Origin of the sequence: Methanobrevibacter acididurans (genome assembly GCF_046197875.1) — an archaeon.
GTDB classification, from domain to species: Archaea; Methanobacteriota; Methanobacteria; order Methanobacteriales; family Methanobacteriaceae; genus Methanobrevibacter_A; species Methanobrevibacter_A acididurans.
The window spans coordinates 1,619,222-1,633,887 of the sequence record NZ_CP166991.1; the positions used below are offsets into that span (position 1 = coordinate 1,619,222).

General features: G+C 24.6%; 12 protein-coding genes. All 12 read right to left on the reverse strand.

Annotation, left to right across the window (positions count from 1 at the left end; all coding sequences use genetic code 11):
• Nucleotides 1–174 precede the first annotated feature (174 nt).
• Nucleotides 175–1,125, reverse strand: a complete 951-nt coding sequence (gene radA, locus ACA135_RS08030; RefSeq protein ID WP_409198229.1) for a DNA repair and recombination protein RadA — start codon at nt 1,123–1,125, stop codon at nt 175–177.
• 35 nt (nt 1,126–1,160) lie between these two features.
• Nucleotides 1,161–3,542, reverse strand: coding sequence for an OB-fold nucleic acid binding domain-containing protein (locus ACA135_RS08035; RefSeq protein WP_409198230.1), 2,382 nt, complete (start codon nt 3,540–3,542; stop codon nt 1,161–1,163).
• 309 nt (nt 3,543–3,851) lie between these two features.
• Nucleotides 3,852–5,255, reverse strand: a complete 1,404-nt coding sequence (locus ACA135_RS08040) for an undecaprenyl-phosphate glucose phosphotransferase (protein WP_409198231.1) — start codon at nt 5,253–5,255, stop codon at nt 3,852–3,854.
• A gap of 132 nt (nt 5,256–5,387) precedes the next feature.
• Entirely contained in the window at nt 5,388–6,494 is a 1,107-nt protein-coding gene (locus ACA135_RS08045; protein ID WP_409198232.1) for an acyltransferase, read from the reverse strand.
• Nucleotides 6,495–6,655: 161 nt separating this feature from the next.
• Nucleotides 6,656–7,525, reverse strand: a complete 870-nt coding sequence (locus ACA135_RS08050; protein WP_409198233.1) for a glycosyltransferase family 2 protein — start codon at nt 7,523–7,525, stop codon at nt 6,656–6,658.
• Between the two features lie 35 nt (nt 7,526–7,560).
• Complete coding sequence (locus tag ACA135_RS08055) at nt 7,561–8,532, reverse strand: glycosyltransferase family 2 protein (protein WP_409198234.1); 972 nt, start codon at nt 8,530–8,532, stop codon at nt 7,561–7,563.
• 23 nt (nt 8,533–8,555) lie between these two features.
• Entirely contained in the window at nt 8,556–9,584 is a 1,029-nt protein-coding gene (locus ACA135_RS08060) for a glycosyltransferase family 2 protein (RefSeq protein WP_409198235.1), read from the reverse strand.
• 27 nt (nt 9,585–9,611) lie between these two features.
• Nucleotides 9,612–10,637, reverse strand: coding sequence for an alcohol dehydrogenase catalytic domain-containing protein (locus ACA135_RS08065; protein ID WP_409198236.1), 1,026 nt, complete (start codon nt 10,635–10,637; stop codon nt 9,612–9,614).
• Nucleotides 10,638–10,659: 22 nt separating this feature from the next.
• Complete coding sequence (locus tag ACA135_RS08070; RefSeq protein WP_409198237.1) at nt 10,660–11,364, reverse strand: 2-C-methyl-D-erythritol 4-phosphate cytidylyltransferase; 705 nt, start codon at nt 11,362–11,364, stop codon at nt 10,660–10,662.
• A gap of 144 nt (nt 11,365–11,508) precedes the next feature.
• Complete coding sequence (locus ACA135_RS08075; RefSeq protein WP_409198238.1) at nt 11,509–12,624, reverse strand: CDP-glycerol glycerophosphotransferase family protein; 1,116 nt, start codon at nt 12,622–12,624, stop codon at nt 11,509–11,511.
• 34 nt (nt 12,625–12,658) lie between these two features.
• A complete protein-coding gene (locus tag ACA135_RS08080) occupies nt 12,659–13,693 on the reverse strand; it encodes an ABC transporter ATP-binding protein (RefSeq protein ID WP_409198239.1) in 1,035 nt (344 codons plus the stop codon).
• A 32-nt stretch (nt 13,694–13,725) separates the two neighbouring features.
• Nucleotides 13,726–14,508, reverse strand: coding sequence for an ABC transporter permease (locus ACA135_RS08085; RefSeq protein ID WP_409198240.1), 783 nt, complete (start codon nt 14,506–14,508; stop codon nt 13,726–13,728).
• Nucleotides 14,509–14,666: the final 158 nt, after the last annotated feature.

The window sequence follows — 14,666 nt, forward strand, 5'->3', positions numbered from 1 at the left end:
AAAAAAATTTTAAAAAAATCAAACCTAAAAAAATTATATGAATAAATATTGAATAAATAGTCAAAATAATATAATAAATTGATTTTTTAATTAAACTATTATAACAAGTAATAATAGTATATTATTCAAATTATTTAAATATTGTCAATGAAAAAAAAGAAAAAAATAGATTATTTAATCTATAATACCGTCATTAGTAATTTTAAATACACATTCTCCTTCTGGAAGGTGAGGACTATCTACTAATCTTGCAATTCTTTTACCTGCTAAACCTTTTTTAAGCCAAACTCTGTAAGTTGAAGCATGTCCTAAAACATGTCCCCCTATAGCTTTAGTCGGACTACCAAAGAAAGCATCAGGTCTTGCTTGAACTTGATTAGTAATAAAAACAGCGACATTATATGTATTTGCTATAGTTTGTAAAACATGTAAATGTTGATTAAGTTTTTGTTGTCTTACAGCTAATGATTCTCGTCCAACATATTCTGCTCTGAAATGTGCCATCAAAGAATCAACAATGACTAACTTAATATTAACTCCACTTTGTATTAACTCATTAATTTTATCAGCCATTAATATTTGATGAGAAGAGTTAAAAGCTCTAGCAATATGAATTTTTTGTAATGTTTCTTCAGGATCTAAATCGAAAGCATTAGCTATTTGTTCAATTCTTTCAGGCCTAAAAGTGTTTTCAGTATCAATAAATACACATTCACCATCTAAACCGCCTTTATCTTCAGGTAATTGAACTGTTACAGCCAATTCATGAGATATTTGACTTTTACCTGAACCAAATTCACCAAACACTTCTGTTAATGATTGGGTTTCAATACCTCCACCTATGAGCTCATCAAAACCTGAACTTCCAGTAGTAATACGTCCCACATCTTTTCTTCTTTCCATTACTTCAAATGCAGTTTCAAAATCAATATCTTCAGCTTTACGTGCCGCTTCTATAACTTTTTCTGCAACACCCTCACCAATTTCTGCTTTTACAGATAATTCTTTTGGAGTAGCAGTTGCTAATCTCATCATGTCTGCAAAACCCGCATCTTGTAATTTTTCAGCTGTTTTTTCACCTACACCTGGTAAGTCCTTAAGTTCTATATCTTCCATAATTATCATTCCTAATTAATATTTTATTATTTTAAACTCATAATCTAAAGTGATTTAGATAAAATTTTTTTAGGATTTAATCTAATTGATTCATTATATTCATCGAAATTAGCATCTGCAATAATTTCTATGGATATTCCATTTAAATCTTCAATTTTAGTTTCTAAAACACTTAAATCTTCACTATTTTCAAAAATTTGAACAATTTCAGATTCTGTCATTTCTAATAATTCCTCAACTAATTCACCAAAGAAAGTTACGGATATTTCACCAGTATCATCTACAATTCTAGCCGGAATCATTAAAAGATATCTTGGTTTTTCTATCTCTTCACCACAATAATCACATATATATCCATTATCTTCATTTTTTTCTAAGGTATTATTACAGCTAGGACATTTTAAAAGTACTAATTTATCACCGTAAGGATCTTTTAATGTTCCATTAATTCTTACATTTATATCATCATCTTCTAATGATTCTATAGTTTTTTCTTGATAAATAATATCTTTTAATTCATCAAAGGTAGGTAAATTATCTAATTCTTCCTCTGTTGGAGATATTAAATTTGTATTATTTCCAATACTTAATATTATTCTATCATCCCTAAAGGATACACGAGGATTTTCTATTTTAACTGCACTTCCAACATCAAATTCTTGTAAATTTGTTTTAGCATCCCATAAACTAGCTTTAATAGAACCTGTATCATCAGCTAAATCTATACTTCTAACCATTCCAGGTGTGCCATCTGGTTTTTGAAATTCATGAATATCTTGTATATCTAAAATTCTTGCTACAACACGAATATTTTTATCATCTTCATTTAATTCATCAATTTTCTTTTTTTCATATAATATTTCTTCTAATTCGGCAAATGAAGGTAAATCTTTGACTTCATCCTCTTTAAGTTCAATTACTCTTGCAGTTTTACCTATATTTAGTTCAATATCACTAATGCCAAGCTTAGTTCTAGCATTCTCAAGTTGAAAAGGTTTACCTAATTGAAGATTAGAATTTACTGCTTTATCATCCCAAAAAGAAACACGAACACTACCAGTACTGTCAGCAAAATCTGCAGATCTAACAGTACCTACACTTCCATCATCTCTTTGAAATTCTCTGGAATCATTTAATGATATAACTCTTCCTAAAATATCTACTTCTTCACCATCATCATCATCGAAACTTTGAACTTGTTCAATTGGTAATGGTCCAAGTTTTGATTGTGATTCTTTCAAAGTGCTAACTAAATCATCATATCCTTTTGGATCTATAACAAATCGTGTGTTCCAATTTGTATTAATTCTGTAACCAGATTTAGCATAATCATCATATTCAATATTTCCACCAATAACTTCTATAATATCTCCTTTATTAAATTCTAAATTAGTATCATCATTCCATAAAGTCACTCTAATAGAACCGGTATCATCAGCTATTTCTATTGATTTAACATGACCATCACTACCATCTTTTCTTTGAAATGAAATTGTATCTTGTATTTTAGTAATTATCCCTAATATTGTAACATCTTTTTGCTCATGAGCTTCCCCTAACTTGAATAATGTTTCTTCAAATTCAGGAACATCAAAATCGCCTTTAATTGTTCGACCATCCCAATGAGACAATGATACTTCACCATTTCTTTCTCTAACTTGAGCCCCTAATATTTTTATAGTATCATTCTCATTTAAACCAAGAGTTTCTATTAATTTAACATCCTTATTCCATAAGGTATAAGATATTTTACCAGTAGAATCTTGAATTTCGATAGAAGTAACTTCCCCTTTTTTACCATTACTATTATATTTTCTAATTGGAGGTATTCTTATTATTCTACCGATTATATTAACTGTTTCATTAGGAACTATATCCTTAATCAAGGTTATAGGTTCCTCATATTTTGGAAAATCTGGAAAATCATCTGAATTTAAAACTTGTATAGTAGATCTGGGTTTTAAATGTACTTCTAAACCTCTATAACCATCTTTAGATTCAATATTATCTATTTGTACAACATCTCCCTCTTTGAAGTTTTTAAGATGTTTTATGTTATCTGTCCATAAAACAACTCGTACATTTCCAGTATCATCAGCAAGATTCAGGTTACATAACTTACCATCATTCCCTTTTCGAGAAGTAAATTCTTTAACATCTGATATTCCCATTACTCTACCAATAATTGTTAATTCATTAATATTTGGTTCTAATTCCCTAATTTTATACATTTTATGTTTTTCATCAGAAATTGGATCATTAGTTTCATCAATAAATGTTCCTACAACCATTCGTGCCACATCAATGTCTTTAACAAAACTAACATTTTCATAATCTTTTTTTAATGATTCCATTTTCTCTAAAAATTCTTTTTCAGAGACTTGGTCCTTAACTTTTTCATATTCATCTAATATTTCTTGATCCATACCAAACCCTCAATTGTAATTAAACAATAATTTAAAGTTTTTATATAATATGTTTTTTCTAAGAGCATTTGAAAAATAATATATTTAATTAATTTTTAATGAATAAAAAAATATACTCTTATTACAAAACCACTAAAATTACTGTTCTCTTTTTTTAATAATCTAAAATGATAACATTTTATAATTAATAAAAAAAATTTAATAAAACATATTTAATATTAATATATTTTTTATATATTTTAATTTTATTTATTATTAAAATTAATCTAAATAAAAAAACATCCCAAAAAAATAGAACAAAACAGAAAATTAATATGCATTTTTATTACTTTTAAAAACGGTTTTGAAAAGTATAAGTACATCTAAACCAAAATGCCAATTTTCTACATATTCAATATCATATTGTATACGCTTGTTAATAGATGTATTACCTCTACATCCATGTATTTGAGCCCAACCTGTTAATCCTGGACGGACTTGATGTTTTACCATATATTTAGGTATTTCTTTTCTAAATTTATCCACAAAATATGGTCTTTCGGGTCTTGGACCCACAACACTCATATCTCCTTTTAATACATTGAAAAACTGTGGAAGTTCATCAATACTTGTTTTCCTAATAAAATCGCCAACTTTAGTTTTTCTAGAATCATTAGGAGTAGTCCATCCCGTTTCTTCATCTTTTTCACTCTGAACTTTCATGCTACGAAATTTATACATTATAAAAGGTTTTCTTTTATAGCCGATTCTTTCCTGTTTAAAAATAATAGGTCCTGGTGATTCAATTTTAATTGCAATAGCTGTTAATAACATTATTGGAGAGGTAATGATGATTGCTATTATAGAAATCAAAATATCTTCAACAACTTTTAAAAACTTATTAAATGTATCATCTAAAGGAACATAGCGAATATTTATAATTGGTAAATCATCAATCATATCCACAGAAGGTTTAGCTGGAAGATATTTATAATAATCTGGGAGAATTTCCGCTTTGATTCCAGCATTTTCACATATATCAACTAATTCTGTTAATTTAGGGAAATATTCTAAAGATATAGCTATAACAACTCTATCAAAATTATGTTTTGTTAATATAGGTTCTAAATCATTGAAAGTCCCTACAAATCTGGTTCCTTCAATTTCTTGACCCAAATGTTCTTTTCGACCTAATAATCCTCTAACAGAATATCCTAAATATTTTTTCGCCTTGATTTTTTTAATAAAAGTAAAAGCTAAATCATTATCGCCAACAACTAGAATATGTTTCAAATTATGATCTTTTGACCTAATCAATCTTAACATTGCACGAATTAATGCTCTTTCAATAATACCATAAATTATGCCAAATATACCTAAAAGAAATAAGAGTATTCTTGAAAAATCAGGTTGATTAATAAGAAATAAGAAAGCTACTAAGACCATAAAAGACATTAAATTTGCTTTAATTATAGATGTTGCTTCTGAAAAAATTGATTTTTGATTTCTAAATGGTTTATATAATCCAAAAAAGTAGAAAAATAAGAGATAAACTGGTATTACTGCAAATAAAGTAAATATGAAATAAGATCCAAATCCAAGATATCCTCCAATAGGTCCAAATATGGTTGTTTTAAATCTAATATAAAATGCAGTGAGTAATGCAAATAAAATTATTACAACATCTGTTAAAACTAATATTGCATTTAAAAATTGTTGATTTTGTTTAATCATCGAATAATTCCACTTTTTTTATAATTTAAATTAAATCAATGTAAAAAATTTATACTTATCTAATTCTATATAAAAACATTTATTTTAATATATTTATTTATAAAAACCTAAAAATTTTAATAAAAAAATAGATTAAATAGCACCTGTGAATTTTTTGAAAAATGGAATCTTACTAAGCACTAACATTGCAACCCAAGCTACTAAGAATAAAATTAATGACAATATTGGAATTGAAACTAGTGCATTCATAGAAGCAAAATCCACATTCATTACCCATAACAATTTAAAGAGTAATAAATGACTTAAATAAATACCAAAAGAGAAAATACTAATAGATAATATAATATTTGCTGATTTTCCTTCACTAAAATAAGTTGTAATATTTTTTCTAGTATTTGAATTAAAATTAATATTTTTAAATATTAAAAATAAACTTATAGCTTGGAAAACGGTTGTTAAATCATAATAATCTATTCCTTGGAATGAACCTGCGATAAGTGAATTATTATATATCATGAAAACTTTAAGAATTGTTGAAATAATTAATACAGCAGTCCATAGATAATTATTTTGGGAAAGTTTAGTTTTTGTATTGTGTAAATAATATCCTAAAATAAAATATCCTAAAGGTCCGGCAAAATATCTTAAATCTATATTAACATAAGGTAACTTGAATGTTGTGAAAACACATGTTACAAGCCAGATAATTAAAAAGTATTTCACTTCATCAAATGATGAATTTTTAATCCATTTATTAATAATTGGAGTTATAAGATAAACACTTAATATCATCCATACAAACCAAAAGTGATTTAAATAACCCGGTCGTCCTAAAAACATGTTAATTATAAATGATACAATAGAAGTAACAGAATTATAATCTGGTACTTTACCTTCAGTAAAACCAAAGACGAAACTAAAGATTACATAAATACTTCCCCAAAATAAAAATGGAATTAATATACGGGAAAATCTTTTTTCGATGAATCCCTTAAAATTATAGTCCCGATTAAGTAGTAATGTTCCAGAAATCATTATAAATATAGGTATTGATATTTTTGCAAAAGTACTATAAAAATCCGCGAATAACCAATTAATATTTACGGAAGAGTGTATTAATGTTTCAGCAGAAACATGACCCACAACAACTAAAAATATTGCAAAAGCTTTTAAAAAATCTAAATAAAAAATTCTTTTTGAGCTAACTTTACCTGGTAATAATATATTTTTCAATTGCATGGAAATCAGTTTATTAAAAATTTTAGAAAATTAAATATTCTATTATAACTATTAAAGAGGATATAATATAAACATATCGGATTTAAACATTATTAAAAATGAGGTAATAAATTATTTATTATTCATTGAAAAAAAATTTAAGGATAAGTAAACATTCCAAATTAATTTCTTTTAAATAAATTTAAAATTAATTTTACAATAAATTGTAAAAAAATTCCAATATATACAATAAAATTTACAATAATAGAATATTTTTTTGTATAATGTTTTTTATAAAATATATACATTGATTTATGAAATTCATATACCAATTTAAAACTTTTTTTACTGCTAGAACCTTTATAATGTATAATTTCGCTTTTACCAAAATAAATTATTTTCCAACCGGATTCTTTAATTCTGTAACACCAATCGATATCTTCACCATACATAAAATAATCTTCATCAAGAAGACCAACTTGATTTATTACTTCCATTTTAACTAACATGAAAGCGCCGACTAAACAATCGATTTCATAAACTCCATTGTTATCTAAATCATCTAAGTTATAATTATTTATATCTGAATTTTTATTAGGAATGTGAAATAATTTATAAAATGAGTTTATTGGATTTGGAAAACTACGTTTACATGCTTTATCTAACTCTCCATTTGGAAGAGAAACTTTACATCCTAAAGCCCCAACATCAGGATAGTTTTTAATATAATTTAAACATTGATTTAAAACATCCCCCTTGATTATAGTATCCGAATTTAAAAGCAATACATATTTAGAGGTGGATTTTTTAATAGCTAAATTATTTGCATATGCAAATCCCATATTAGAATTATTTTTTATAAAAATTATTTTATGATTTTTTACTTCTTTAAAGAAAGTTTTCTCTAATTTTTCTAAACTACCATCATCAGATTTATTATCTATTATTATAATATTATAAGTAAAATTGGGATTACTAAGCAATATTGAATTTATTGAATTTTTTGTTAATTCATATGTCCTAAAATTAACTATTATTATTGATAAATCCATTTTTTCCCCAACCTTATAATATTTTTAAAGAAAATTTATTTTTTAAATAATTTAATAGTGTTAACTATTAATTTCCACTCAATTTTAAAATAATTTTTAAAATTTTTATTTTGATAATGAACTTTTCTTATTTTACTTTTATCATTTAATCCTTCTTTAATACCAGTTAAATAGACCTTCCCAAAACCTTTTTTAACAAAAAATAAATATTTTATTAAAAAACCTAAAAAAATAAATGCTATGTTAATTATTTTTTGAGGAATTGGAAGATTTTTATAAATTACTAAAACATTATTTCGAGCAGATAAACGAATTTTAAATTCATTATATTTAGATCCACTACTTCCACTCCCAATATGATAAACTATTGATTTAGGACAATATACATTTTTATATCCATTAATTTGTGCTCTGTAAGCTAAATCAACATCTTCCATGTAAGCAAAAAAATTTTCATCAAAACAGCCTAATTTTATTACTAAGGATCTTTTATATAAAGCTGCACCTGCACAACTACTAAATGTCTCTCTTTCTTTAGTATATTTATTTATATTTTGACCATTACCTACTTTTTTTGTATAAGCTAATAAAGTATATTCATCTCCAGCATCATCTATTAAATTCCTATTATTAAATTGAATCATTTTTGATGCTGATGAAAATATGAAATCATCTTTTGTAATACAATTTATCAAAGGAGATATAGAGTTATTATTTAATTCAACATCATTATTTAAGAATAATAATAATTCAGATTGTGCTATTTTTATTCCCTGATTTGTTGCCTTTGCAAAACCTAAATTTTCTTTATTTTGGATTAAAATAATTTGTAAGGGATAATCTAAATTCTTTTGATAGTCTTTTATAATGTTCACACTATTATCTGTTGAACCATTATCAACAATGATAACTTCTCTTATATGTTTATTTTGACTGATTAAAGATTCAAAATATATATTTAAAAAATTTTCACCATTATAATTTGGGGTTATAATTGAAACTTTCATTTAATTAACCTAATACTTAAATTTTAGATGCTGTTTTTAAATGTTTTCCATAAAATATAATAAATTTTAGGACTTATTAAAAATATTTCTGTTTTAAATAAAAACAATAAGTCAGTTTTTTCATAAGGCTTAAAACCTCTAAGTTTTTTAACATAATCTATTTCTTTCATTTTATCCATTACTTTATTAAACGGATAATTTTTATAAAATAAATACATTAAATTTCCAAATATAGCTTTGGGTATCCTATAATTAGTGATTAAATCTATTAACTCTTCAACATAAGGATAATTAATTAATTCTTCTTTTGGCATATTATAATCATGATAATATATTGCTAAATTTTCTAATATTTTTATAAAATTAAATCTTTCAAGAAAACTTTGAGATGTTGAAGATGAACTATTTTGTAAATAGAAATAACTTGGTTTAGCAGTATAACCTACTTTTTTAACATGAATTAATGATTTTAATGCAAATTCAGTGTCTTCACCATAGGATACATTAGCAGTGAATCTTAAACCATTTTCATCTAAAATTTGTTTATCATACATTATCTGACAAAATCTAAATGGGATTTTCATCATTAATTCTTGTTTTATTAAATCATAATTCCCTATAATAGATTTACCCTTAATAGAATCATATGCTGTTGGTTTGGTTAGTACTACTCCATCTTGACTAATTATTAACATTTGAGTAAAAGAAAAATCGCAATCTTTTTCTATTATTGATTCATATAACCATTTAATATGATTTTTACCAATATAATCATCCCCATCCAAAAAAACTATATATTTTCCTTTAGCCAAATCTAAACCTTTGTTTCTAGCTGTACTAACTCCTTTATTTTCTTGATAAAAAATTTGAAAAGGAATATTAGATTGAGATAGTAAATTATCAACTTTTTCTATACTATCATCATATGATCCATCATTAATAATAATAACTTCAAAATCATTGAAAGTTTGGTTTATAAGAGATAATAATGTATTTTCTATGTAATTAGAATTGTTAAAAACTGGTATTATAACACTAACTTTTGGATTCATTAAATATCTCCTTTTATTTCATGATTTTTATTTATTCCAAACTAAAACAGTTTTACCAAAATTTGAATTAAAATCTTTATCAAATGCTTTAGTAATATCATTTAAATTATTTATCTCAATTGTTTCATTGATAATATTTTCTAAGTATTCTAATATTTTTGGATTTTCTTTAAATAAATTAATAGCCCCTAAGAAATCTTTTCTACCACTACGTGTTGTTCCAAACAATATTAATCCTTTCTCTAAAATCATTCTAGTGTTAATTTGAATAGGATATTCAGATACTCCAAGTATAGAAATAGTGCCTTCCGGATTTATTAAATCTATAATTTGGGATATTGCGGACTGAGAATTTAATCCCCCTACAGCTTCAAATGCATGATCAATAGTTAAATCCTTTGGTATTTCATTGATTTTATAAGTTTTATCAACAAATGAAAACATTTCCAATTTTTCATCATTAACCCCAAAAACTATTATCTTTGAATTGGGAAATATAATTTTTAAGAGAAGAGAAGTGATATAACCTAAATTACCATCACCCCAAATACCTATAATATTTTTATTTTTATTAGAATGTTTTTTAAATCTCAATATTGCTTGATAACTAACTGTAACAAGTTCAGTGAATGCTAAAACATTAAGATTACAATTATTAGGTATTTTAATTAATCTATCTGGTTTTAATGATACATAATCTTCCATGAATCCATCATAACCACTAGATCTAAATTTACTAGAAGTTAAATAATTTTCAGCAATAACTTTATCATTTTCTATGGGAATATTAGGAATCATAACCACATTATCACCAACATTAAAATGACCAGTCCCATCTTTAATTACTTTACCTACACCTTCATGTATTAAAGCCATTGGAAGTTTATTATTTAATACTTCTGGAACTCTACTACCTTGATAATATCTTTGATCTGCATTACAAATTGACAAGTGAGTTGGACGAACTATAACCTCATTTTCCAAATCATTTATTTCTCCGTAAACCTCTTCAAATAACTTTGGAGAAACAAGTCTATATATAATATTAATCATCAAATACCACCAATATTTTATATTATTCTTCATTAAGAATTGAATTAGCTACTTTTAAATCATATGGATATGTAATTTTAATATTAGTTACTTCCCCATTAACTAAAAAAACATCCTCATTATTCATGATAAAAATCTTTGCAGCATCAGTTAAAATTGATTTTTCATTATTAGATAATTTATTGTAAAGTTCTTTCAATTTGAGAATTTTAAAAGATTGGGGTGTTTGACCTTGATACATATTTATTCTATTTGGAATATCACTAACAAATTGACCGTTTAAACTTTGAACAATTGTATCAGATGCAGGAATTATAGTATCACACGCACCATACTTAATTACAGCATTAATATTATCTTCAATGATCCTATGTGTAACAAATGGTCTTACTGAATCATGAGTAACAATGATATCTTCAGAATTAATTGAAAAATTAGATTCAATGTAATTAATAGCTTTCATAATAGTTTCATTTCTTACATTTCCTGCTTCAATAACTATTATATTTTGATTATCCTTTATGTATTTATTAATAAGATCTTTAGTATAATTAATCCATTGCTTTGGACATAAAACAATGATTTTATTAAAATTAGGATTAATATAAAATTTTTCTATAGTGTGAATTATTATAGGTTTATTTCCTAAGAAAAGAAATTGTTTAGGTTTATCTACATTTCCCATTCTAATTCCAGTTCCACCTGCTAAAATAGCCGCAAATATCATGTTTTTCACCATTAAATAAAAAGTTCTTTAAACTCAAAATAACAAAGTTTATAGAATATATTATCTTAATTATGTTTTTCATTATAAATAATATTTATATTTATTATATTGAATCCTTAAAAATAGGGTTTTAAAATTTTGTAATTAATTTTTTAATACATAATCAAGAATTCGTTTAGAAGACATATCATCAAAATAATCAAATTGATAGTTTGCAAAACTACCAATTTTATCAAAATCAAAATTTAAAGATTTAATTGTATCAATTAATTCTTGTGAATCATAAACGATAGGTCCCGGAACATTTTTTTTATAATTATAATAAAACCCTCGTTCTTTAGTTTCATAATCTTCTAAATCAAAACTAAAGAAAATAGATGGCTTTTTCAAGAAACTAAACTCAATCATAATAGAAGAATAATCGGTAATTAATATATCTGACAATAACAATAACTCTTGCTCATTTTCATAATGAGTGCAATCTATAACTTCATTTGATTTTAAAATTTTAAATATATTAGAATTTTCACTAACAACTTCTCTTATTTTTGGATGTAATCTTACAATTAAAGCATAATCTTTACCTAATTGATTATTAAATTTTTTAACATCGAAAAAATTAAAAATATTAGCATATTTCTCATTTTCCCTAAATGTAGGGGCATAAAGTATAATTTTCTTATTTTTAATTTCTGGATGTTCTTTTTCAAAATTAATTCGTATTTTATTTAAATTTTTTTCAGACAAATTTTCCTTTGAATAAAAATCAGTTTTAGGAATTCCAAGAGGTAAAATTTTATTTTTATTAATATTAAAAGCATTTTTGTAAAAATCAATTATATTATGAGAAGTAACTATAAGATATGTTGTTTTTCTAGATATTTCACTTAATAATTCTTTTCTAGATTCATCTTTTAGTATAGAATAACCAAATTTCTTAAAAGCCCCTGGTGCATGCCATAATTGGATTATTTTAACATCCCTATTAAAATTCATAAATGCCATTGGAAAAAAGTTATCATTTAAAAAAATATATTTAGAAGTTGCTAAATTATAAAAATTTAATAATGAAATTTTATCTTTTTTAAAAAAAGTATAATCATAATCAGATTCTTCTTTATTTAATTCCTTGATAATATATTTAAAATTATCTTCAAATGACTTATTTTTATCTGTTATGAAAGTTATTTTATTTGATTTTAATGGAAAAATTCTACAAATATTAAAAAAAAATCCCATTAGCTTGTGTTTAAAGTACATACAATGACCTAAAAGTTTTAACAAAAATTTTTAATTAATATAATTCAATATTATGTAACTCCTCTGCTGATGCTTCTTTAGCTGTTTCAATATAAGCATCACAAACTTCATCAACATCCCCATCCATAACAAGATTACCGTGATCTAACCATAAAACTCTTTTACATAATTGTCTAATTTGATCAACAGAATGTGAAACTAAAAATACGGTTACTCCAGAACCCATCATAGATTTAAGTTTATCTCCACTTTTTTTCTTAAATTTTACATCCCCAACAGATAAGACTTCATCTAAAATTAAAATATCTGGTTCAACTATAGTTGCAACTGAAAAACCTAATTTAGATAGCATACCTGAAGAATAATTTTTAATTGGAACTTGAATAAATTCACCTAACTCGGAAAAATCAACTATTTCATCATATTTTGATTGTAAAAAATCTTTTTGATATCCTAAAATTGCACCATTTAAAAAAATATTTTCTTCACCAGTATAATTATAATCAAAACCTGCACCTAATTCAAGTAAAGGTGCAATTCTACCATGAGACTCAACATTACCTTTAGTTGGTTTCATAACCCCTGCTAAAATTTTCAATAATGTACTTTTTCCAGCTCCATTAAATCCTATTATACCTACTCTTTCACCTTTATGAACTGTGAAAGAAAGATTATTTAATGCTAAAAAATGTGTTTTAGGTTTAATCTCGTGTTTAATCCTTTTTATAACATATTCTTTTAGATTATCTACTTTTTCTTGATTTAAATTAAATTCCATTGTTAAATTTTCTACTTTTATGGCTATTTCATTAGAAATATTATAAGGAAGTGATTGAAATTCATTATCTTCTTCTTTAGTGTTTATATCATTAATTGTACTTCCTAAACCTTGTTCATCTAAAAAATTATCAGAATGATTTTTATCCCTTTCTATTAATTGACCAGAGGTTTTAGAGAGACTATAATTTTTATTTACTTTAATAAGATTTTTATCTTTCTCAGCTTTTTTCTTTGCATCTTCAATAGATTTTTCTATGATCTCATTATTTGATTCAATATCAGCACCCATTATTTAACCTCCTCTTTAATTTTGTCATTTTTTTATAAATATAATATGAATTTATCTTGGTATTTGTAAAAAATATACATTCCTATAAATAATAATACAAATGCAACTATTCCCAATACAATCATGTATTTTATATTAGGAAATATTCCTCCTAGAATAGCATCCCGTGCTCCAGCAATAGCTAAATAAACAGGATTTAATTCAAATAAAAATTGATATTGTTGAGGTAATACTTCAACAGGATAAAATATTGCTGATGCATACATTAAAGTCATAGTGAAAACACCATACAAATATCTAATATCTGTGAAAAATGTTGTTAAAGTAGCTAAGATTAAACCTACACCAATCGCCATTATAACTAATAAGAATACTGGAATTATTGTAAATATTATAGTAGGATGGAATGGTGCATTTGTAACAAGCATTACTAAAACTAGTACTACTAAAGATATTAAAAAATTAACTAATTCCGAACAGGTTGTCCCAAGTGCAAACATATACTTTGGAAGGTAAATTTTTTTAATTATGCCAGCATTCCCTTTAATTGATTCCATTGCACCATTAGTAGCAGCATTAAATAAGTTAAATATTAAAAATCCTGTTAAAAAATAAACTGGGAAATTATCAATTGACATTTGAAAGACATAAGAAAAAATAAAGGTTAATACAACCATAGTTAATAATGGATTTAAAAAACTCCATAATAAACCTAAAACAGAATCCTTATATTTACCTTTTATATCTCTTTTCACAAGTTCTACTAACAAAAATTTATATTTAGTAAAATTTGAAATAAAACGTTTATCAAACATTGCAATACCTAATTAGTTTTTAATATTCTTTCTTAAGATTTTAAAATTAGATTAAATAAAATTAGTAATCTAAATATTAAATTATTAATTTTATTATTTATTTCTTCTTTTATAAAAATTACCATTTAAAATAAAAAAATTTTATGAAATTTTATAAA